The sequence below is a fragment of the Pseudomonas sp. Irchel 3H7 genome (assembly GCF_900187605.1).
GTDB lineage: Bacteria > Pseudomonadota > Gammaproteobacteria > Pseudomonadales > Pseudomonadaceae > Aquipseudomonas.
The window spans coordinates 392,415-413,865 of record NZ_FYEA01000005.1 but is presented as its reverse complement, the minus strand read 5'-3'; the positions used below and the strand labels follow the sequence as shown (position 1 = coordinate 413,865).

22 protein-coding genes and 1 pseudogene are annotated in these 21,451 nt (G+C 60.3%); 14 read left to right on the top strand and 9 right to left on the bottom strand.

Annotated elements, in window-relative coordinates; translation table 11 throughout:
- Positions 1 to 223: 223 nt before the first annotated feature.
- Positions 224 to 508 carry a hypothetical protein gene (locus CKW38_RS12345; protein WP_007911108.1) on the bottom strand — a complete coding sequence of 95 codons (285 nt, stop codon included), beginning with the start codon at positions 506 to 508 and terminating at the stop codon, positions 224 to 226.
- A gap of 123 nt (positions 509 to 631) precedes the next feature.
- On the opposite strand from CKW38_RS12345, the gene CKW38_RS12340 reads away from it, so the two are divergent.
- Positions 632 to 1,291, top strand: a complete 660-nt coding sequence (locus CKW38_RS12340; RefSeq protein ID WP_095112857.1) for a glutathione S-transferase family protein — start codon at positions 632 to 634, stop codon at positions 1,289 to 1,291.
- A 120-nt stretch (positions 1,292 to 1,411) separates the two neighbouring features.
- Here the strand turns inward: CKW38_RS12340 and argH are convergent, their stop codons facing one another.
- Complete coding sequence (gene argH / locus CKW38_RS12335) at positions 1,412 to 2,806, bottom strand: argininosuccinate lyase (protein WP_007911110.1); 1,395 nt, start codon at positions 2,804 to 2,806, stop codon at positions 1,412 to 1,414.
- Between the two features lie 336 nt (positions 2,807 to 3,142).
- On the opposite strand from argH, the pseudogene CKW38_RS30650 reads away from it, so the two are divergent.
- The 8 genes and pseudogenes from CKW38_RS30650 to CKW38_RS12300 form a co-directional block, all read left to right on the top strand.
- Positions 3,143 to 3,283: pseudogene (locus CKW38_RS30650) on the top strand (sensor histidine kinase); the annotation flags it as partial.
- Entirely contained in the window at positions 3,280 to 4,026 is a 747-nt protein-coding gene (locus tag CKW38_RS12330) for a LytTR family DNA-binding domain-containing protein (protein ID WP_007911111.1), read from the top strand. The pseudogene CKW38_RS30650 and the gene CKW38_RS12330, both read left to right, overlap by 4 nt.
- A gap of 138 nt (positions 4,027 to 4,164) precedes the next feature.
- Positions 4,165 to 5,106: a hydroxymethylbilane synthase gene (gene hemC / locus CKW38_RS12325; RefSeq protein ID WP_095112856.1), complete on the top strand. Its 942-nt coding sequence runs from the start codon at positions 4,165 to 4,167 to the stop codon at positions 5,104 to 5,106.
- A complete protein-coding gene (locus CKW38_RS12320; RefSeq protein ID WP_095112855.1) occupies positions 5,103 to 5,864 on the top strand; it encodes a uroporphyrinogen-III synthase in 762 nt (253 codons plus the stop codon). Before hemC ends, CKW38_RS12320 begins: the two co-directional genes overlap by 4 nt.
- 16 nt (positions 5,865 to 5,880) lie before the next feature.
- Positions 5,881 to 7,023 carry a uroporphyrinogen-III C-methyltransferase gene (locus tag CKW38_RS12315; RefSeq protein ID WP_095112854.1) on the top strand — a complete coding sequence of 381 codons (1,143 nt, stop codon included), beginning with the start codon at positions 5,881 to 5,883 and terminating at the stop codon, positions 7,021 to 7,023.
- A complete protein-coding gene (locus tag CKW38_RS12310) occupies positions 7,020 to 8,258 on the top strand; it encodes a heme biosynthesis protein HemY (RefSeq protein WP_007950058.1) in 1,239 nt (412 codons plus the stop codon). Before CKW38_RS12315 ends, CKW38_RS12310 begins: the two co-directional genes overlap by 4 nt.
- Positions 8,259 to 8,476: 218 nt before the next feature.
- A complete protein-coding gene (locus CKW38_RS12305; RefSeq protein WP_007911116.1) occupies positions 8,477 to 9,028 on the top strand; it encodes a disulfide bond formation protein B in 552 nt (183 codons plus the stop codon).
- Positions 9,029 to 9,211: 183 nt separating this feature from the next.
- On the top strand, positions 9,212 to 9,670 hold the full coding sequence (locus CKW38_RS12300; protein ID WP_007911118.1) for an Rsd/AlgQ family anti-sigma factor: 459 nt from the start codon (positions 9,212 to 9,214) through the stop codon (positions 9,668 to 9,670).
- A 59-nt stretch (positions 9,671 to 9,729) separates the two neighbouring features.
- Here CKW38_RS12300 and CKW38_RS12295 read toward each other — a convergent pair whose 3' ends face one another.
- Positions 9,730 to 10,395 (bottom strand): FKBP-type peptidyl-prolyl cis-trans isomerase, encoded by a 666-nt coding sequence (locus CKW38_RS12295; protein WP_095112853.1) that lies wholly within the window; start codon positions 10,393 to 10,395, stop codon positions 9,730 to 9,732.
- A 192-nt stretch (positions 10,396 to 10,587) separates the two neighbouring features.
- Here CKW38_RS12295 and CKW38_RS12285 point away from each other — a divergent pair, with 192 nt between their 5' ends.
- Positions 10,588 to 11,754, top strand: a complete 1,167-nt coding sequence (locus tag CKW38_RS12285; RefSeq protein ID WP_095112852.1) for an AlgP family protein — start codon at positions 10,588 to 10,590, stop codon at positions 11,752 to 11,754.
- On the opposite strand, the gene CKW38_RS12280 is transcribed toward CKW38_RS12285, so the two are convergent.
- Positions 11,751 to 12,212: a TIGR02444 family protein gene (locus CKW38_RS12280; RefSeq protein WP_095112851.1), complete on the bottom strand. Its 462-nt coding sequence runs from the start codon at positions 12,210 to 12,212 to the stop codon at positions 11,751 to 11,753. The genes CKW38_RS12285 and CKW38_RS12280 overlap by 4 nt on opposite strands.
- A gap of 50 nt (positions 12,213 to 12,262) precedes the next feature.
- Between CKW38_RS12280 and CKW38_RS12275 the strand changes: the two genes are divergently transcribed.
- The 3 genes from CKW38_RS12275 (at position 12,263) to rhtB (ending at position 15,538) form a co-directional block, all read left to right on the top strand.
- Positions 12,263 to 14,173, top strand: coding sequence for an ATP-binding cassette domain-containing protein (locus CKW38_RS12275; RefSeq protein WP_095112850.1), 1,911 nt, complete (start codon positions 12,263 to 12,265; stop codon positions 14,171 to 14,173).
- Entirely contained in the window at positions 14,173 to 14,754 is a 582-nt protein-coding gene (locus CKW38_RS12270; protein WP_007911123.1) for a mechanosensitive ion channel family protein, read from the top strand. Before CKW38_RS12275 ends, CKW38_RS12270 begins: the two co-directional genes overlap by 1 nt.
- A 151-nt stretch (positions 14,755 to 14,905) precedes the next feature.
- On the top strand, positions 14,906 to 15,538 hold the full coding sequence (gene rhtB / locus CKW38_RS12265) for a homoserine/homoserine lactone efflux protein (protein WP_038359113.1): 633 nt from the start codon (positions 14,906 to 14,908) through the stop codon (positions 15,536 to 15,538).
- A gap of 115 nt (positions 15,539 to 15,653) precedes the next feature.
- Here rhtB and CKW38_RS12260 read toward each other — a convergent pair whose 3' ends face one another.
- The 5 genes from CKW38_RS12260 to CKW38_RS12240 all read right to left on the bottom strand — a co-directional run bounded on the left by CKW38_RS12260 (position 15,654) and on the right by CKW38_RS12240 (position 20,417).
- Entirely contained in the window at positions 15,654 to 16,397 is a 744-nt protein-coding gene (locus CKW38_RS12260) for a hypothetical protein (protein WP_007911127.1), read from the bottom strand.
- A 3-nt stretch (positions 16,398 to 16,400) separates the two neighbouring features.
- Positions 16,401 to 16,988 (bottom strand): penicillin-binding protein activator LpoB, encoded by a 588-nt coding sequence (gene lpoB / locus CKW38_RS12255; RefSeq protein WP_007911129.1) that lies wholly within the window; start codon positions 16,986 to 16,988, stop codon positions 16,401 to 16,403.
- 36 nt (positions 16,989 to 17,024) lie between these two features.
- Positions 17,025 to 17,399, bottom strand: a complete 375-nt coding sequence (locus tag CKW38_RS12250) for a YcfL family protein (RefSeq protein WP_007911131.1) — start codon at positions 17,397 to 17,399, stop codon at positions 17,025 to 17,027.
- A gap of 15 nt (positions 17,400 to 17,414) precedes the next feature.
- A complete protein-coding gene (locus tag CKW38_RS12245; protein ID WP_007911132.1) occupies positions 17,415 to 18,809 on the bottom strand; it encodes a COG3014 family protein in 1,395 nt (464 codons plus the stop codon).
- 207 nt (positions 18,810 to 19,016) lie between these two features.
- Positions 19,017 to 20,417: a COG3014 family protein gene (locus CKW38_RS12240; RefSeq protein ID WP_095112849.1), complete on the bottom strand. Its 1,401-nt coding sequence runs from the start codon at positions 20,415 to 20,417 to the stop codon at positions 19,017 to 19,019.
- 128 nt (positions 20,418 to 20,545) lie between these two features.
- On the opposite strand from CKW38_RS12240, the gene CKW38_RS12235 reads away from it, so the two are divergent.
- A complete protein-coding gene (locus tag CKW38_RS12235; RefSeq protein WP_007911136.1) occupies positions 20,546 to 21,445 on the top strand; it encodes a LysR family transcriptional regulator in 900 nt (299 codons plus the stop codon).
- Positions 21,446 to 21,451 lie beyond the last annotated feature (6 nt).

Sequence of the window (21,451 nt, the reverse complement as noted above, 5' to 3'; positions counted from 1 at the left end):
ATCGGCGCTTGGGTGAAAGGAGGAGGGGCGAAATCTCCCACGGTCTGTGCTGCGTCAACAGTCAGAATCGAGCCTTGTCCCTCCTCCTCCCTTCAAGTCCTACCATACAAGCGAGCCTGCTCGCGAAAGCGGTGTGTCATTCAGCGCTGTTTTTGCTGATGTACCGCTTTCGCGAGCAAGTCGAATCGTCGCACCGTCGCTCCCACAGGGGAATGTGCTTGGCTTACTGCTTTTCGGGTGGCAGCTCTGGCAGTGCGCGCAGCGCGGCTTCGTACCATTCGGTATTGAACGCGCGGTCTTCATCAAGCATCGCGTCAATCTCATAGGCCAGCACATGCGCCATCAGATTGAGGATCTCTTCGCGCTCAACGCCCACCAGGGTCAGCTTGTTGAAGGTCGCTTTGGCCGCTGGCGGGTTGTCGCTTTCGATCTGGTTCTCGATGGCTTCGATCAAGGTAGCCTCGGTGAACTCTTCTTCGTCGTTGTCGATGTCTGTCGGCTCGCTCATGGCAGGCTCCTCATGGAAAGGCGCCAGTTTACCCGCATTCAGCGGGGTGATGCTGCTGGCGCGATTCGCCTGCACGATCTATAAACATGCCCTGCCCACCCCGCACGGCCTGGAGGCTATGTGATGCTCAAGCTCTACGGATTCTCAGTCAGCAACTACTACAACATGGTCAAACTGGCGCTGCTGGAAAAAGGCCTGCCGTTCGAAGAGGTCACGTTCTACCCGGCGCAAACCGCGGAATCTCTGGCCATCAGCCCACGCGGCAAAGTCCCGGTGCTCGGTGTGGACGCCGGTTTCATCAACGAAACCGCGATCATCCTCGAATACCTCGAGCAGACCCAGAAAGGCTCACCACTGCTGCCAAGCGATCCGTTCGAACGCGCGCAGGTATTGGCGATTGCCAAGGAAATCGAGCTGTACATCGAGTTGCCGGGACGCGCTTGTTACGGCGAGGCGTTCTTCGGCATGACCCTGCCGGACGCGATCAAGGAAAAGACCAAGACTGAATTGCAGCTGGGTTTTGCGGCGCTGGATCGGCACGGCAAGTTCGCCCCGTATGTGGCGGGCGACAGTCTGAGCATTGCCGACTTGTACTTCCTCTACAGCGTGCCGCTGGCCTGTGCAGTCGGGCAGAAACTGTTCGGGATCGATTTTCTGGCGCAGATGCCAAAGGCGAAAGCGCTGCTGGAGCGGCTTGAGCAGAATCCGCATGTGCAGAAGATTGCAGCGGATAAAGAAGCGGCGATGCCGGCGTTTTTGGCGATGATTGCTGCCAAGAAGTGAGTTTTGTGGCGTTTGTAAGTAGGTAATCGCTGGCACGCCAGCTGCCACAGGTCTTTGGGTCGAACGCAAAATTGTGTTCCAACAAAGAACCCTGTGGGAGCTGGCTTGCCAGCGATGCTTTTAGCGACTGGCGATCAGGGCCTGACCGCGCACCACAGCTGCCTTGACCTGCGCCGGCGCAGTGCCGCCGATATGGTCGCGGGCATTCACTGAGCCTTCCAGGGTCAGCACGGCAAACACGTCCTGCTCGATCTGGTCGCTGAACTGACGCAACTCTTCCAGGCTCATTTCGGCCAGATCCTTGCCAGTGTCAACGCCGTATTTCACGGCGTGGCCGACGATTTCGTGGCAATCACGGAACGGCAGGCCACGGCGTACCAGGTAGTCGGCGAGGTCGGTCGCGGTGGAGAAACCGCGCAGCGCCGCTTCACGCATGATCGCGTGCTTTGGTTTGATCGCCGGGATCATGTCGGCAAAGGCACGCAACGAGTCGCGCAGGGTATCGGCGGCGTCGAACAGCGGCTCTTTGTCTTCCTGATTGTCCTTGTTGTAGGCCAGCGGCTGGCCTTTCATCAAAGTCAGCAGGCCCATCAGTGCGCCGAAAACACGGCCGGTCTTGCCACGCACCAGCTCTGGCACGTCAGGGTTTTTCTTTTGCGGCATGATCGAGCTGCCGGTGCAGAAGCGATCCGGTAGATCGATGAACTGGAACTGCGCGCTGGTCCACAGCACCAGCTCTTCGGAGAAGCGCGACAAGTGCATCATCGCGATGCTCGCGGCCGAGCAGAATTCGATGGCGAAGTCGCGATCGGAAACGTTGTCCAGTGAGTTGCCGCCCACGGCGTCGAAACCGAGCAGTTGCGCGGTGTATTCGCGGTCGATCGGGTAGGTGGTGCCGGCCAGCGCGGCGCTGCCCAGTGGCATGCGGTTGGTACGCTTGCGGCAGTCGACCAGACGCTCGTAATCGCGGCTGAGCATCTCGAACCAGGCCAGCATGTGGTGCCCGAACGTCACTGGCTGCGCGGTTTGCAGGTGGGTGAAGCCGGGCATGATGCTCGCCGCTTCACGCTCGGCTTGCTCCAGCAGGCCTTTTTGCAAACGGGTGATCTCGGCGAGGATCAGGTCGATTTCGTCACGCAGCCACAGGCGGATGTCGGTGGCGACCTGGTCGTTGCGGCTACGCCCGGTATGGAGCTTTTTACCGGTGACGCCGATGCGGTCGGTCAGGCGTGCTTCGATGTTCATGTGCACGTCTTCGAGGTCGATGCGCCAGTCGAACTGGCCGGCCTCGATTTCGCCCTGAATGGTCTTCAGGCCGTCGATGATGCTGTCGCGCTCGGCATCGGTCAGCACGCCGACTTTGGCCAGCATGGTGGCGTGGGCGATCGAGCCCATGATGTCGTGGCGATACAGGCGCTGGTCGAAAGTGACGGAGGCGGTGAAGCGGGCGACGAAGGCGTCGACGGGTTCACTGAAGCGGCCGCCCCAGGACTGATTGGTCTTGTCAGTGCTCATGAATTCGCTCGTATCGGCTTGAAGAAAAAAGGCGTGAAACGCTGGCGCGGATAATAACAGGGTTGCCCGGACTGTCGCTGACACCGGTCGATACGTTTTTTTCTCATTGTGTGCGCCATAGTCGGCGCTGCACCCGGGGAATTGGCGCAAGGATATTTTTCGATTGAGCAATATCGGCCCGACGAGCGTCTACAGTAGGACATAAGGGTCGGCGCGACTGCAGATCGCGCAAAGGTCTGGTCGCCGACTATAAGAAGAGGGGGGTGGGTGTAATTGTCCTTCGGCAATCCCCGTGAGAAACGCAGGAAACAGCGGGCTTTGAGCAGTACGACCCGGACACTGGCAAATATTGCTGGCCGACGTACGGCACTTTTTGGCGCTCGGGCTAGTCTTAGCGTGGATCGCGGTGACGGACGTCACTTCACCTGTCTACGCTATCCTTGTGCGAGACTCACGCAGGAATCCAGCGCAATATGAATGTCCTGATCGTTGATGACGAACCACTGGCTCGCGAGCGCCTCAGCCGAATGGTGAGCGAGCTCGAGGGTTATACAGTTCTGGAGCCCAGCGCCACGAATGGCGAGGAGGCGTTGGCACTGATCGACAGCCACAAACCGGATATCGTGTTACTTGATATCCGCATGCCGGGCCTCGATGGCCTGCAAGTCGCTGCCCGTCTGTGCGAACGAGAAACGCCGCCCGCCGTGGTGTTTTGCACCAGCCCCGATGAATTTGCCGTGGAAGCCCTGCAGGCCAGCGCCGTGGGCTATGTGGTGAAACCCGTGCGAACCGAACATCTGCATGACGCCCTGAAACGGGCGGAACGTCCCAACCGGGCGCAACTCTCGGCCCTGACCCGTCCCGCTGCCGAAAGCGGCACCGGTCCGCGCAGCCACATCAGCGCCCGCACCCGCAAAGGCATCGAACTGATCCCGCTGGATCAGGTGGTCTATTTCATTGCTGACCATAAATACGTGACCTTGCGCCATGAGGCTGGTGAGGTGCTGCTGGACGAGCCGCTCAAAGCCCTTGAAGACGAATTCGGCGAGCGCTTTGTGCGTATCCACCGCAACGCGCTGGTCGCCCGCGACCGCATCGAACGTCTGCAACGCACACCGCTGGGGCATTTCCAGCTATTCCTCAAAGGTCTCAATGGTGATGCGCTGATCGTCAGTCGTCGGCATGTGGCCGGTGTGCGCAAAATGATGCAGGGCTTGTAACCCGCTCATTCCGGGTGGCTCCAGCTCCTTTTTACCGGGCACTGCGGGCCAGGGAGGCCGCGCCGACTCTGATTCAAGTCAAAGTGGATTTGGCTGAGCTGTTATTATCCGCCGTATCTATTCAGTACGGATTGATCCATGTCCTCTCGCGAAATCCGCATCGCCACCCGTAAAAGTGCGCTGGCCCTCTGGCAGGCCGAATACGTCAACGCCCGTCTGGAAGCGGCCCATCCGGGCCTGCTGGTGACGCTGGTGCCCATGGTCAGTCGCGGCGACAAGCTGCTCGATTCGCCGCTGTCGAAAATCGGCGGCAAGGGCCTGTTCGTCAAGGAACTGGAAACCGCGCTGCTGGAAAATCAAGCCGACATCGCCGTGCACTCGATGAAAGACGTGCCGATGGACTTCCCTGAAGGCCTCGGTCTGTTTTGCATTTGCGAGCGCGAAGATCCGCGCGATGCCTTCGTTTCCAATACCTACGCCAGTCTCGATGCGTTGCCTGCCGGCGCGATCGTCGGCACATCGAGTCTGCGTCGTCAGGCGCAATTGCTGACCCGCCGTCCGGACCTGCAGATCCGCTTCCTGCGCGGCAACGTCAACACGCGCCTGGCCAAGCTTGATGCCGGCGAGTACGACGCAATCATCCTCGCGGCCGCCGGCCTGATCCGCCTCGGCTTCGAAGACCGCATCACTTCGGCAATCAGCGTCGATGACAGCCTGCCGGCTGGTGGCCAAGGCGCAGTCGGCATCGAATGCCGCAGCGCCGACACTGAAATCCACGCCTTGCTCGCACCGCTGCATCACGCCGATACCACTTCGCGTGTGACCGCCGAACGTGCCCTCAACAAACATTTGAATGGCGGCTGCCAAGTGCCGATCGCCTGCTACGCCGTGCTCGAAGGTGAGCAGTTATGGCTGCGCGGTCTGGTCGGTGAACCGAGCGGTGGCAAGCTGCTCAGCGCCGAAGCTCGTGCGCCACGTGCCGATGCCGAAGCATTGGGCGTGAAGGTGGCCGAAGATCTGCTCAGCCAGGGCGCCGACGATATTCTCAAAGCGGTCTATGGCGAGGCAGGTCACGAGTGACGGACTGGCGCCTGCTGCTGACGCGTCCTGCAGAAGACTGTGCGGCGCTGGCGGAGACGTTGGCCGCGCAGGGGATTTTCAGCAGTTGCCTGCCGCTTTTGGAAATTGCCCCGCTGCCGGTCTCTGAGAAAATACGTCGGGCGATTACACAGTTGCCAAGTTGCAGCGCAGTGATTGTCGTCAGCAAGCCGGCGGCGCGTATTGCGCTCGATCTGCTCGACGGCACTTCTGCACTGACGATGCCCTGGTTCAGCGTCGGTGCGGCGACTGCGCAGATTCTGCTGGATCACGGTCTGGACGCGAACTTCCCGGCTGACGGCGATGACAGCGAGGCGTTGCTGCAATTGCCGCGTCTGCGTGAGGCGATCAGCCAGCCCGGCGCGCAGGTGTTGATCTTGCGCGGCGAGGGCGGGCGCGAGTTGCTCGCCGAGCGCTTGCGTGAGCGAGGTGCTAGTGTCGAGTATCTGGAATTGTATCGGCGCGACCTGCCGGCCTATGCCCCGGATGAGCTGCCACGGCGGATCGCAGCGGAACGCTTGAACGGGCTGGTGGTCAGCAGTGGACAGGGTTTCGAGCACCTGCGCCAAATGGCCGGCGATGCCTGGCCGACCATCGCGCCGTTGCCGTTGTTTGTACCAAGCCCAAGGGTCGCCGAGCTGGCACGTGCCGCCGGGGCTCAAACAGTTGTGGATTGCCGCGGCGCGAGTGCCGCGGCTTTGCTGACGGCGTTACGGGAGCATCCCGAACCCGTTTTCTAATGCAAAGGATGGATACGTGAGCGAAACAGCCTTGCCAAAAGATGACGTCCAGCCTGTGATTGAACCCCAGGTTGAAACTCCACCGCCGGCCACAGAGCCGCGCCGAGGCAATGGATTGGCCATCGTCGCCTTGTTGCTCGGCGCTGCCGGTGTCGCGATCGGTGGCTGGGGTGTCTGGCAGGTCCGTCACCTGCAGACCAATACTCAGCAGCAATCCGCTGAAGTGCAGGCATTGAACGATCAGGCGCAGAGTCTGAAGCTCAATGAACAGCGTCTGACCGAGCGCCTCGCGCAACTGCCCGGTGCCGACGAACTTGCCGAACGCCAGCGTCTGGTGACGCAGCTTCAGGGCGATCAACAGCGCCTCAATCAACGCCTGGAAACGGTGCTTGGCGCCAGCCGCAAGGACTGGCGTCTGGCTGAGGCCGAGCACCTGCTGCGTCTGGCCAGCCTGCGTCTGTCGGCGTTGCAGGACATCAGCAGCGCTCAGGCGCTGGTGCAGGGCGCCGACGAAATCCTCCGTGAGCAAAACGATCCCGGTTCCTTCGCCGCTCGCGAGCAAGTGGCGAAAACCCTGGTAGCGCTGCGCAGCACTGCGCAACCGGATCGCACCGGTTTGTTCCTGCGTCTCGGCGCGTTGCGCGATCAGGTCATTGACCTCACCGAGCTGGCGCCGGAGTACAAGGATCGCGGCGAATCGCTGCTGGGCCTGACTGCCGACGGTGACGGCGCCAGTCGCTGGGCGCAGTGGTGGGATCAGGTCTCGCGCTACATCCGTATCGATTTCAACGCCGACAAAAATGTGCGGCCGCTGCTGGCCGGGCAGAGCCTGAGTCAGGTGCGTCTGGCCCTGAGCCTTGCACTTGAGCAGGCACAGTGGGCAGCGCTCAACGGGCAGGCGCCGGTCTACACCCAGGCACTGGCCGAAGCACGTGATGTACTCAAGGGCAATTTCAACCCGGACAATCCGCAAAGCAAAGTGATGCTTGAACAGGTCGGTGAGTTGAGCAAGGAACCGGTCACGGTCACGACGCCGGATCTGGCCGGCACGCTGAGTGCGGTGCAAGCCTATCTTGAGCGGCGCAACGTCAACGCCGAAGAGTCGGTGAAACCCTTTGCCAAACCTGCCGCCAACACTGCGCAGGAGACCACGCCATGAAACGCCTCTATGTGATCGTGTTTCTGGTGATCGCGGCGACGGCGGCGCTGGGCTTTGCAGTGGCACAGCATTCTGGCTACGTGCTGATTGCCTACAAGAGCTTCCGTTACGAAGCGAGTCTATGGGCGACACTGGCGGTGATCGCGGTTTTGTGGCTGCTGATCTGGGGCATCAAGGCCTTGGTCGAGTTGGTCATGACCTCAACTGGCGTGGTCAATCCCTGGTCACGGCGCAACCGCAGTCGTCGCGTGCAGGTAGCGATCGAGCACGGCCAACTGGATCTGGCTGAAGGTCGCTGGGCCAGCGCGCAGCGTCATCTCTATCGAGCGGCTGAAGCCGAGCGCCAGCCGCTGCTGTACTACCTCGGTGCAGCCCGCGCGGCCAATGAGCAAGGCAATTACGAAGAGTGCGATCGTTTGCTGGAGCGCGCGCTGGAGCGTCAGCCTCAAGCGGAATTGGCAATCGCTCTGAGTCATGCGCAGTTGCAGACCGACCGTGGCGATACCGACGGTGCCTTGGTGACCCTGCAAGCGATGCATGATCGCCATCCGCACAATGCGCAGACGCTGCGCCAGTTGCAGCGCTTGTACCAACAGCGCGGCGAATGGTCGGCGGTGATTCGTCTGCTGCCGGAATTGCGCAAGGACAAAGTCCTGCCCCCCGCCGAACTGGCTGAACTGGAACGCCGCGCCTGGGGTGAAAACCTTTCGCTGGCAGCGCAGCGCGAAGAGGACGGGAGCGTTGGCTTGCAGTCGCTCACGCGCGCCTGGGAGCAACTCACCTCGGCTCAGCGTCAGGAGCCGCCCCTGGTGCTGGCGTACGCCGAACAGCTGCGTCAGTTGGGCGCTCAGGTCGAAGCGGAAGAAGTGCTGCGTACCGCCCTCAAGCGCAAGTACGACAGCCATCTGGCGCGTCTCTACGGTCTGGTGCGCGGCAGCGATCCGGCCCGTCAGTTACAAACCGCCGAAGGCTGGCTGAAAGATCATCCGAACGATCCGAGCTTGTTGTTGACCCTCGGCCGACTGTGTCTGCAAACCAGTCTGTGGGGCAAGGCGCGGGATTATCTGGAAAGCAGCCTGCGTGTGCAGCGCAATCCGGAGGCCTGTGCGGAACTGGCGCGCTTGCTCGCACAGTTGGGCGATACCGAGCGCAGCAATCAGTTGTTTCAGGAAGGCCTTGGCCTGCTGGATGAACGCCTGCTGGCTGCACCTCTGCCGGTTCTGGCTCACGTCTGAAGTGGTGAGGGAGGATGCTCCCTCGCTTACCTTTTGTGGCTGAAATTTCAACTTCAGTGAGTGCTCGAGGCGAATTCCTACAGCGGGCTACACCGATTCCTATCGAACCTGTCGGGTTTTCCCTACACCTCTGGTGAACTGTCGGCAGGGCCTTGCCTTGAAAGGCTGACACGCTTTCCTCTACCGTAACCGTCTGTCTCTACTGTTACGGAAAAGCCATGTCGTTGGCCTGCTCACGCTCCTTGTTCTTCATGGCTTTCACTGCGGGGGCCTTTGCTCTGGGAGCTTCCTATTATCTTGAATACGCTGTCGGTCTGACGCCGTGCAGCCTGTGCCTGGTGCAGCGCCTGTTCCTTACGCTACTGTGCGTGTCCAGTGGTGTGGCAGCGGTGCACGGCCCCAAGCGTGTGGGGTTGTGGTTTTACTGGCTGTTGACCTTGGGCGCGAGCCTGGGAGGCACCACGGCGGCCTGGCGGCAGGTATTGATACAGAGCGATCCGATGCTGCAACTCCTCAATTGCACGCCTGCCCCCGATACATTGTTCAGTGGCCTGCCCTGGATCTGCGCCTTGCAAAGAATGTTCAGCGGCGGCGCCGATTGTGCGGAAATTTCCTGGACGCTGTTTGACCTGAGCATCCCGGAGTGGAGCCTGCTGTTCTTTGTCGCGGTGTCGATTCTAGCGGTGTATCAATTGTTGCGGCTGGTCTGGAGTGCTCTGCAACGCCCGCTCAGCGGCGAAGCGTCGCACTCGGTGCTGCTGCGGGATTAAACACTTGTATGAACTTTATCTCCTGCGTACCTTGAAGCCATAGGCGTGCGGGCATAATCTGGCCCGCACGTGTCATTGGATTTATGTTGCTCGATGACGCTCTGCCCGGCCGTCCCCCAAGCCAAAATCAAAAGAGGGGCGCGGGTGTAGAGCAGCATGACCCACAAGGGAAGAGAGATCGCCATGCTCGAAAGTTGTCAGAATGCTCAGGAACGTTGGGGTGGAGTTCATCTGCTGATCGACCGCTGGTTGCAGGAGCGTGAAGATCTGATCGGTGCCTACGACAAACTCGGTGCGCAGCCTGAGTCGCTGTCCGAGAGCCGCAAGCCCTTGCAGGAATTTTGCGGTGTGCTGGTTGATTACGTCTCGGCAGGGCACTTCGAAATCTACGAACAGCTGACTGGCGAAGCCAAGGCGTTTGGTGACACGCGTGGTCTGGAACTCGCCGAGACGATCTATCCGCGCATCGATGTCATCACCGAGAAGCTGCTCGCGTTCAACGACCTGTGCGATGAAGGCAAATGCGTAGCGGAGAAGTTCAAAGAGCTCGGAGGCCTGCTGCACGAGCGCTTCGAACTTGAAGACTGCCTGATTGAAGTTCTGCATACAGCACACAAGGAAGAAGATCCGGTTCAGGCCTGATCCCGAACCCTGAACAAAAAAACGGTGCGCCCGAAAGCGCACCGTTTTTTATTGCCTGCTCAACTCGTCGCGCCACGCAATTCCACTTCGAACACCAGCGGTGTGAACGGCGCGATCAGGTCGCCGGCACCGTCGGCGCCATAGGCCTGATCCGATGGAATCACCAGTCGCCATTTCGCACCCACCGGCATGTTCTGCAACGCGGTTCGCCAACCGGCAATCACGCTGTCGAGATTGAACCATTGCGGCTGCGTGTTCTGATCGAACACGGTGCCGTCGGGGAGTCGGCCGACATACAACACCTGCACTTTTCCATCGGGACCGGCCTTGGTCCCCGTGCCAGGTGTCAGCTCGGTGAGCAGGATGCCATCGGCCAATTCCTTCACCCCCGGTTTGGCTTTTTCAGCGGTGAGAAAACGCTGCTCGTTTTCCATCGCTGCATCGCTCGAAGGCTGTACAGAGTGTTCGGCATTTTGCGCTTCATGATCGGCCAGAATCTGCTCGATACGTGCTTCGCTCAGCGCCAGCGGCTTGCCTTGATAGGCTTGCTGCAAACCATCGACCAGTGCCTGAATCTGCAGTTGCGGTACTTCCTGGCGCAGCCGCTCACCGAGGCTGGCACCGAGGCTGTAGGCCAGATCGTGAGCATCGTTCGCGGTGGCTTTTTCGTCCGCGTGAGCGGCCGAAAAAACCATGCAGAGGGATAAAAAAAAGTAGCGCGACATGGGCACTCTCCGTCCTGAGATGCGGTGGATTATGCCAGCGCGAACGTCTGCAACGGTGAACTGCTTTTGACTTCGCGCAGAACATTTTCGATTCGGTGCAACGCAACGCAATCGATACTGTCAAGATGCCCTAGCGGCGGTAACTGCAGAGGTCTAGTATGAGCCGCACTCACGTCAGCCAGGAGGTAAACCATGTCGGCCACCAAGAAGCCTGTAAACACTCCGTTGCACTTACTCCAACAACTCTCGGGCAGCCTGCTCGAGCATCTGGAAAACGCTTGCTCCCAAGCCTTGGCTGATGCTGAAAAACTGCTCGCCAAACTGGAAAAGCAACGCGGCAAGGCGCAAGAAAAGCTGCACAAATCCCGCACCAAATTGCAGGACGCAGCCACTGCCGGTAAAGCCAAGGCGCAGAACAAAGCCAAGGCCGCAGTGAAAGAACTGGAAGACCTGCTCGATGCCTTGAAGGATCGTCAGTCCGACACTCGCAGCTACATTCTGCAACTCAAGCGCGATGCCCAGGAAAGCCTGAAGCTGGCCCAGGGTGTTGGTCGCGTTCAAGAAGCCGTGGGCAAAGTGTTGTCCTCGCGCGCAGCCAAACCGGCAGCGGCACCGGCGAAGAAAGCAGCTGCCAAACCTGCTGCAGCAAAAGCTCCAGCGAAAACCGCAGCGGCCAAGCCTGCTGCTAAAACCGCTGCCAAGCCAGCTGCAAAAACACCGGTGAAAGCTGCTGCCAAGCCAGCTGCCAAAGCGGCCGCAAAACCTGCAGTGAAGAAACCAGCTGCGGCGAGCGCTGCAAAACCAGCGGCTAAAACCACGGCGGCAAAACCTGCTGCACGTGCTGCCGCTGCCAAGCCGGCTACCCGTGCCGCTGCTGCTAAACCAGCCGCCAAACCAGCTGCTGCAAAAGCTGCTCCAGCGAAAACCGCCGCCAAACCAGCCGCTAAACCTGCTGCTGCAAAGCCAGCTGCCAAGACTGCCGCTAAACCAGCTGCCGCCAAACCTGCTGCAAAAGCACCAGCAAAAGCTGCTGCCAAACCAGCCGTGAAAGCCGCCGCCAAACCGGCAGCCAAGCCAGCCGCTAAACCGGCCGCTGCTGCCAAACCAGCGACTGCTGCCAAGCCTGTTGCTGCAAAACCAGCCGCCAAGCCAGCTGCAAAACCTGCCGTTAAAAAGCCAGCCGCTGCCAAACCAGCTGCCGCTAAACCGGCTACCGCGCCTGCCGCTAAGCCTGCCGCACCGGCAGCGTCGGCTGCGCCATCGGCACCTGCTCCAGCCGCTACTGCCTCGACTCCTTCGACTGCGCCATCGCCAGCCGCTGCTTCGAGCGTCAGCAACAACCCGACCAGCGCTTCCTAAGTGCCGGTTGCCGCGACGCGCAGCACTTGCAGCGCGTCGCGGTTCGGGCTGGCCGCACTGCCGGCCAATCCCTCCAGCCAGGTCGTCGAACCTGCATCGTTTCGCGTCCATGTCTGAGCTACACCCTCAAGCCGTGACAGCAACGCTCGCTCAGCTTCCAGCTCAAGTGATTTGATCTGCTCGCGCATGCCTTTCAGCACCGCATCATCCACGGCCCGCGTTTTCCATTGCATGCGCAGTGCTCGCAGCGGCTGCACCACTTCGATATCCCACGGTTCGGTCAGCGACTGAAGCTGGCGAACGCGTTGTTCATCGCAAATCACCCCGCGTTGCTCCAGCCATAAACCGCACAACAGCAGGCACACATTCGCGCCCGCCGTTTGCAGTTGCAGGCAGGCGTCTTCCACGCCCGGTCGGGCGTAGGTGGCAAGGGAAAAGCTCCACAGGTCAGAGGACATCGTGCTACTCGCGCCAGTTGTGAGCGAAGCTGGTAGACTCCGCCGCCATTATGATCCGACTTCAGAACCTGACTTTACAGCGTGGCCCGCAACGTCTGCTAGAAGACGCCGAGCTGACCCTGCACGCCGGCCACAAAGCCGGCCTCATCGGTGCCAACGGCGCCGGCAAATCGAGCCTGTTCGCCTTGATCCGGGGTGAGCTGCACCCGGACTCGGGTGATTGCTTCCTGCCGGCTGACTGGCGCATCGCCCATATGCGCCAGGAAATCGAGACGCTCGAGCGCCTTGCCGTCGACTATGTGCTCGATGGCGACCTGCGTCTACGCGAGGTGCAACGTGACCTCGCCGCGGCCGAAGCGGTGCACGACGGTGCCGCTCAGGCCCGTCTGCATGCCGAGCTCGACAGCGCCGACGGTTACACCGCCGATGCGCGGGCGCGAAAGCTGCTGGCCGGTCTGGGTTTCACCAACGAGCAGATGGATCGTCAGGTCGGGGATTTCTCCGGTGGCTGGCGGATGCGCCTTAACCTGGCGCAAGCGCTGATGTGCCCGTCGGACCTGTTGTTGCTCGACGAACCGACCAACCACTTGGATCTCGACGCGATCATCTGGCTCGAAGAGTGGCTGAAAAGCTACCCGGGCACCTTGCTGCTGATTTCCCACGACCGCGATTTCCTCGATGAAGTCGTCGATCACGTGGCCCATGTCGACCAGCGCAAAATCACCCTGTATCGCGGCGGCTACAGCGCATTCGAACGCGCCCGTGCCGAGCGTCTGGCCCAGCAACAACAGGCCTACGAGAAGCAGCAGGCGCAACGTGCGCACATGGAAAGCTACATCGCCCGCTTCAAGGCCCAGGCCACCAAGGCCCGTCAGGCACAGAGCCGGATCAAGGCACTGGAGCGGATGGAAGAACTGTCGGCGGCCCACGTCGATTCGCCGTTTGATTTCGTCTTCCGCGAGTCGAGCAAGATCTCCAGCCCGCTGATCGACCTGTCCGATGCGCGCTTGGGTTATGGCGACAAAACCATCCTCGAGAAGGTCAAGCTGCAACTGACCCCGGGGGCGCGGATTGGCCTGCTCGGGCCGAATGGCGCGGGTAAATCGACCCTGATCAAAAACCTCGCCGGCGAGCTGTCACCGATTGCCGGGCGCCTGACCCGTGGCGAGAACACCGTGGTCGGCTATTTCGCTCAGCATCAACTCGACTCGCTGGATTCCAAGGCCAGCCCGTTGCTGCACATGCAGCGTCTGGCGCCGACCGAGCGTGAGCAGACCCTGCGTGACTTCCTCGGCGGCTTCGACTTCCGTGGCGCGCGCATCGATGAGCCGGTGCTGAATTTCTCCGGTGGTGAAAAGGCGCGTCTGGCCCTGGCGCTAATCGCCTGGGAACGGCCGAACCTGCTGTTGCTCGACGAACCGACCAACCACCTCGACCTGGAAATGCGCCTGGCGCTGACCATGGCGCTGCAGGAATTCAGCGGCGCGGTGCTGGTGGTGTCTCACGATCGGCACTTGCTCAAGAGCACCACTGATAACTTCTACCTGGTCGCTGACGGCAAGGTCGAAGAGTTCGATGGCGACCTCGAAGACTACGCGCGCTGGCTGGTGGAATACCGCCAGCGCAACGCGCCGGTCAGTAACACTCCGGTCAATCCGGACAAGACCGACAAGAAGGCTCAGCGTCAGGCTGCAGCTGCCTTGCGTCAGCAACTGGCGCCGCACAAACGTGAAGCCGACAAGCTCGAAGCCGAACTGGGCAAGCTCCACGAGAAACTCGCCAAGGTCGATGCCAGCCTTGGCGACAGCGACATCTACGAGCCGGCGCGCAAGAACGAATTGCGTGATCTGCTGGCCGAGCAGGCCAAGCTGAAGGTTCGCGAAGCCGAACTGGAAGAGGCGTGGATGGAAGCCCTTGAAACGCTGGAGAGCATGCAAGCGGAGCTGGAGGCGCTGTCCTGATGGAAGCGTTCAAGCTGCCGCTACCGGCGGAATGGGTCGAGCCGATCTGGTTTGTGGTGCAGATTCTGCTGATCCTGCTGGCCGGTTATCTCACGCAACGTTTCGTCGCCAAGGGGCTGACTCGGTTGGGCGAGCGCTATCCGTTCCCGCCGCAGTTGCTGATGCCGCTGCGTGGCGTATTGCGCTGGTTGATCATGGGCAGCGCGCTGATCTTCGTGTTGGAGCGCCTCGGTGTCTCGGCCACGGTGCTGTGGACGGCGCTGTCGGGTTTCGTTGCCGTGGCGGCGGTCGCGTTCTTTGCGATGTGGAGCGTGCTGTCGAATTTGCTCTGCGCGATTCTGATCTTCACGGTCGGACCGTTTCGGCTGGGGGATATCGTCGAGCTAGTCGATACCACCGACAAGCCAGGCGTCAAAGGCCGGGTGGTGGCGATCAATCTGCTCTACACCACGTTGATCGAGGCGGAAGAACTCGGGACTGGCAGCGCCATGGTGCAGGTGCCGAACAGTTTGTTCTTCCAGCGTTCGGTGCGGCGTTGGCGCGGGACGGATGTGTTTCCGTCGAGCGGGTTCGAGAAGTAAGGTTTCGAGCAAGATCAAAAGATCGCAGCCTTCGGCAGCTCCTACAGGGATCGCATTCTCATGTAGGAGCTGCCGAAGGCTGCGATCTTTTGCTTTTAGCCCCAAACAGCATTAGTTTTGGGACTTGTTACGGCATGAGTCGAGGTGTGCGATGGAGCTTCAAACATGGCTGGCGTTTTTTGCCGCCTGCTGGGTGATCAGTCTGTCCCCGGGTGCTGGCGCCATTGCGTCGATGTCCAGCGGTCTGCAATACGGTTTCTGGCGCGGTTACTGGAACGCCCTTGGCCTGCAAATCGGTCTGGCGGTGCAGATTGCGATTGTCGGCGCCGGTGTGGGCGCGATCCTGACTGCTTCGGCCACGGCCTTTCACGCGATCAAATGGTTCGGTGTCGCTTATCTGGTGTATCTGGCCATCAAGCAATGGCGTGCGCTGCCCATGGACATGAGCGATGACGCGGCGGTGCGGCCGATCGGCAAGCCGCTGGCGCTGATATTCCGTGGTTTTCTGGTGAACATCAGCAACCCCAAGGCTTTGGTGTTCATGCTCGCGGTGCTGCCGCAGTTCATCAACCCGCATGCGCCGTTGCTGATTCAGTATCTGGTGATTGGCGTGACCATGATCTGCGTCGACCTGATCGTGATGGCGGGCTACACCGGTCTGGCGTCGAAGGTCCTGCGTCTGTTGCGCACACCGCAGCAGCAGAAACGCATGAACCGCACGTTTGCCGGGCTGTTCATTGGTGCGGCGGCGTTTATGGCAACGTTGCGCAAAGCGGCGGCGTAAACATCGTGGGCACAAAAAAGGCGACCTTTGCAGGTCGCCTTTTTTTGTGGCCGGGACGCAGAGCGTCCCGGGATGCATTCCCACGCGGAGCATGGGAATGATCAGCGGCCAGTCATCAGCGCAAGATCACTGGTGCAGTATCACGCGGCAGGTTGTTGCGCTGCGGCGCTTCACGCGGCTGCTCGTAACCGCCGCCACCGAGCTGCATGCTCAGTTGCCCGGCTACGTCCTCACCCAGCGCCTTCGACACGTCACGCACCACCCGTGGGCGGTTCAGCGAGATCTTGATGTCGCGATGGTTCACCAGTTTGGTGTCCTGCGCTTCACCCATCGCCGTGAAGGCCGAGGTGATCTCGAAGGTCTTGGTATTGATCAGGCTGAAGTCCGCCACCAGCGTCAGGCCCAGCACCGCCGAATAGCTGTCGGTGTTCGCCAGCTCGTTGATGTCCTGAGTGAAGTCGATATCGGACACGGTGCCGAACAGCACGTAGTCGGCGCCCTTGAAGTTACCGGCCTTGATGCGCTTGATCACATCAAAGACATCACCCTTGGACGACGCGGTGTACGGCGTGCCTTGCACCAACTGGAACATACCGGTGCGCAGGATTTCACCCTTGATGTCGCCGGTGAATTTACGCAGCTCGGTCTGTTCGATGTAGCTGGTCGTTGCTTCAATCTCGTTGTAGCTCGAAGAGCCACTGGAGCTGTAGTAGCCCTCGCGGTGATTGCTCTGGGCCGAAACGATGTGGATGTATTGCTCCACACGTTCCTGATACGCCAGATCCGTCACCGCGACTTTCGGGGCCGCTTGCACGCTGAACGCGCAAGCCAGGGCCATCATGCCAATCCATGCGCGCATCAATTAACGCTCCGTGGTTTTGCGGATCTCTTTTTCGTCCATCCACTCGGCCAGACCGCTTTCAACGTCGATCAGTTGCAGGCTGAATTTGTAGAAGACGTCCTTGTAGTCGCTGCTGCGCTTGACGATCGAGCTGATCGAACCTTCGATGCGGTACTTGGCGGCAACCATGTTGCCAGTCTTGGCCACGGTGCTCTTCTTGTACAGGCCGCTCTGGTTTTGCAGCTTGAGCTGGTCAACCTGGCTCTGCATCGCGTTGTTGTCACTGGCAAAGCGCGCTACGCCGGTTTTCATCAGTTGAGTCTTGATGCTGGTGGTGATTTCGCGAGTGTCGATGTACTCGCTGGTCTTGTTCTTCACGTCGTAGACCTGAACCACCGGACGGCCCTGCAGAATGCCGGACTGAGCCAGCGAGCGGGTCATCGACTCGGCGATCATTTGCAGGTCGGTCGAACCGAATTCGTTGGTCACGGTTTCAACCGCTTTGGTGTCGCCGTAGCTGATGTTCTTGCTGCCCAGGGTCGGCGAAGTGTTGGCGCAACCGGAGGCCAGCAGGGCGATAACGGCAATGCAGGAAAAGCGTACAAACATGGGAATGCTCTCTAAATCAGAAATAGGGTGTCAGGCTTACGGCGTCTTGATTTCCAGACGGAAGTCCACGGCTTTCGGGGTCGGGGCAATCCCCTGAATGAAGCTGGTCTGGGCGCCGTACATCATTTGGCTTTTCCACACTTCTTCTTCGGCGATCGGGAAACCTTCCGCGCCGAGCCAGGCGAAGCGGTAGTAGAAGATCTTGTTGCTGTTGAGGGTGTTGCTCAACTGCACATTGACCGTCATGAAGCCGTTTTCGCGAGCGACGCGCATGGCGCCGACGACGATGTGTTTCTGCGGACCCATGGCCACGACTTTGCTCGCGGCGCTGCCCGGCTCTGGCGGTGGCGGGGTGGCGCAACCGCTCGCCAGTAAGGCGAGGGCGGCGACGGCGATGAGTTTGAAGCGCATGCAAAGACTCCGTTCTTAAGGTTGTTTGAGGCTGGCGACGTTGGTTGCGCCGGCGCTCGGGATCACGTGAGCGGCGAGACCGCCGGCGAACACCTGGTTGCCCACAGCGCGCAGGCTGATCACTTGGTAACGCTGATCGACAGTCACCTTGACCACCGAACCGCCCACGGCGCTCGGCAGGGTAACCTGATGCTCACCCTTTTTCAGTCGCAGACGCACCACTTGGGTGTTGTCCGGCAGGGTACGCCACGTACGGGTATCGGCACCTTCGAGCACAGCTGAAGAGATACCGACGGCCAGACCGGCCAGGGGGTTGGTTTCGTTGATCTTCTTCTGCGCCACGCCTTTGGTGATCGCCCGCACGGTGGTGCGCAGAATGATCCCCGGCATGTCGTCACGCAGAGCGCGGCGGGACATGGCGGTGGTGCTGTTGAGCGCGGTCAGATCGACCTGCTGACCGTCGACGCCGATTTGCGCGAAAGTCGCCGTGGAGGTGTCCGGTTTGATGATCGGGAACGACAGCGGCGTGATCACCACATTGTTGGAGATCGGCAATGGCAGCGGAACGCGGATCGAGTCGCGGGCTGGGGCCAGACCGCTTTGCACAACGATCAGAATGTCGCTGTCGTCGGACTTGCTCGGCTTGTCGAGATTGACCAGCGCCTGCTCCAGCAGCGGCGTGTTCGGGCGCAGTTCGGCAGCCTTGCGGTAGCCCGGTGCAGCCAGGCCTTTCTCGCCCAGGGCTTCATAGACGAAACCGGACAGGTAATGGCTGAACGCACTCTGGTAGCTGTTTTTCAGGCCAACCACTTCCGGCGCGTCGAGACTGGCGACCGGGTAGCCTTGCAGGTCCTTGTACTGCGTCTTGATGCCTTCTTTTTCGGCTTCTTCCTCGCTCTTGAGGTATTCCTTGTCACGCAGCTCGGCGATCACTGCTTCACGTTCGTGAGTTTTCTTGATCGCAGTACGTGCGCCGTCGAAATCGTTGACTGCCAGCAGGTTCAGGGCCATCTGCGTGGTCAACATGACTTTTTCGTAGTCATAGCCTTCGTAGCGACGCACTTTGTCGTTGACCAGGAAACTGCCGAACTGGGCCAGGTACTTGTCGGTATCGAGCTTGACCGAGTCTTCCCACTTGCCAACCACCTGGTCGGCGCTGGTCCAGGCATTCTGGCTGCCGGAGAGGTCGCCCTTGGCGCGCAGCAACTCACCTTTCTCGAAGTAATAGAGCAGGTCTTTATCAGGGCCGGTGTTGTTCTTTTCCAGCAGAGTCAGCGCGGCGTCGACGTTGCCGGTGGCCAGTTGCTGATTGGTCTGTGCCAATTCAGAGTCGTAATTGCGAAACGCCGAACAGCCGGACAGCAGAGTGACGGCGCTGAGCGCGATCAGAGTGGGGGCGCGGAATGCCATGGGGGTACTTCTTCCCTGGAGTAATACAGCCGCGGATGCTGGTCGGGCTGGTGTGACCCATCGACAGTGGCACTGGCCTCCTGCCAATTCCTCATAACCTGAGGAGCTTTAATGCCGTTTCGCAATAGCGAGGGCGCGGCATTATAAGCGGGTGGTAGTGGCTATGTAATAGCTTTTTAATTGCACTGGTTAGTTAGATGCCATTACTTATTTCAGGTTGGATACCACGCTGCTTGCCGGTGCCCCGCTGGACTGGAAGGCGCTGCCATTGGCAAACACGTGCTCACCCAAGGCGCGCAGGCCGATAACCTGGCGATTCTGGTCGATGCGGATTTTCATTGGAGCAGCGCCGGGCGCGTTGGGCAGGCTGATCAGGTGATCACCCTTTTTCAGGCGCAGACGCACGACTTGGGTGAGGTTGGGCAAGGTGCGCCAGGTGCGGGTGTCGGCCTGCTCGAAACCGTCCCAATGAGTGACATAGGAGGCTTTGCTCGGGTCGCGTCGGTTGTCCGTGGCTTGAACGTCAGCCGCCAGAAAGGCCCGATAGGTCGTACGCTGGATAATGCCCGGCATGTCGTCACGCAGGGTGCGCAAGGACATGTCGGTAATGCTGTTGACGGCGATCAGCTTTTTCTGACGACCGTCGATGCTCACTTGATTGAATGAAGGTGTGGATGTGTCTGGCACCATCACGGGAAACGATACATTGGCGACGATGACTTGCCCGTCCGCCAACTTCACCGGATAGGGCACGCGCACGGAACTGCGGGCCGGTGCCAGGCCGCTCTGCACGATGATCAGTACGTCGCTTTCGTCTGCCTTCAGTCCAGGGTTGTCGAGGTCGCGCAATGCCTGCTGGAAAAACCCCATGTCCGGGCGCAGTTCGATCGCCTGACGATAGCCGGGCGCTGCCAGATCTTTCTCGCCGAGCGCTTCGTAGGTAAAACCGGCGAGATAGTGACTGAACGCGCTCTGATAGCCGTTCTTCAAGGCGATGACGGCGGATGATTCCAGCATGACCACTGGGTAGCCTTGCAGGTCCTTGTAATGGACGCGGGCGCCGCTGGCCTTGGCCGCCTCTTCGACACGCTCGTATTCCAGTTCTCGCTGCCGGGCGATCAGTGCTTCACGCTCGTGGGTTTTCTTGATGTCGGCGCGGGCACCGTCAAAGTCATTCAGGGCCAGTTGGTTGAGGGCCATTTGCGTGGTCAGCATGACTTTTTCGTAGTCGTAGCCATCGTAGCGGCGCAGCTTGTCATTGATGATGCTGCCCCACTGATTGCCCATGGCGGCGAGCAATTTGTCGCCAGTGGTTTCAATGGTGTCCTGGCGCTGTATGACCATTTGCTCGGCGCTACGCCAGGCAATCTGGCTCTGCGGGAATTCACCGCCAGCGCTTAGCACCGCACCCTTCTCGAAGTAATAGAGCAAATCCTTTTCTTCGCCCGGGTTGTGTGCCTCGATCAAGGCCAGTGAACCGCCGATATTGCCGGCCTTGAGCTGTTGCGTGGTCTGTTGCAGTTCCAGGTCGTAATCACGGTAAGCGGCGCAACCACTGAGTTGCACAAGGGTGGCGATCAGCAGGGATGGCAACAAACAGTGGCGCATGAGCGGGTTCTTCCTTGAACGGAGAGGGCGAAATGATGGCGCATTATAGGGGCGCTTTGCAGCTGCCGGGGTGGTATGGATTGCGCTAGGCTTGCCCGCTCACCGATCAATTGAGTTGCGGTACTTCAATGAATCAACTGCTGGCCATGCGTGCGTTCCGTTGCATCGTCGAGTGTCGCGGTTTCAGTGCTGCGGCGGAACGGCTCGAGACTACGCACTCGACCATCTCCCGGCAGTTGCAGCAACTGGAAGCCGAGCTGGGCACGCGTCTGATCAATCGCAACACCCGGCGTTTCAGCCTGACCACGGCGGGGCAGCAGTATTACCTCGCCTGCGTGGATATTCTCGATCGCCTTGATCAGGCCGCTGTGGCGGTCGGTCAGGCCCAGGAGAAACCCAGTGGTGTCTTGCGCATCAGTGCGCCCGTGGTCATCGGTACGCTGGAACTGGCGAAGTGGCTGCCAGGGTTTCAACAGCGTTATCCCGAGATTGAAGTTGATCTGTCCTGCGATGACCGTTTTGTCGATCTGATCGCCGAAGGCCTCGATGTCGCGTTGCGCATCTGCGGGCCGCTTGAAGATTCGTCTCTGGTGGCGCGGTTGCTCACGGTTTCGCCGATGCTGCTGGTCGCGTCACCGGCCTATATCGCACGGCACGGATTGGTACGGCAGGTGCGGGAACTGGCCGGGCATCAGTTGCTGGCGTTTGCCGGTGGCAGTGACTGGACGCTGACCGATGCGCGCGGAGTTGCCACGCAGATCCGTGCGCATGGGCGCTTCAAGGCCGATTCGATCAGCTCGCTGCACGCCGCTGCGTTGGCCGGTGTGGGCATTGCCGCGTTCACCCGTGCGACGGTGCAGGATGACTTGTTGAGCGGACGGTTGGTGCAGATGCTACCCAACTGCAGCCTGGGTCAACGGCACTATTACGCGCTGTATCCCCATGCCCGGCATGTGGCGCTCAAGGTCAAAGTGTTCGTTGAGTTCATGGCCGAACACTACCGTAGCGGCAGTCCGGCGTTAGGCTAAATTGCC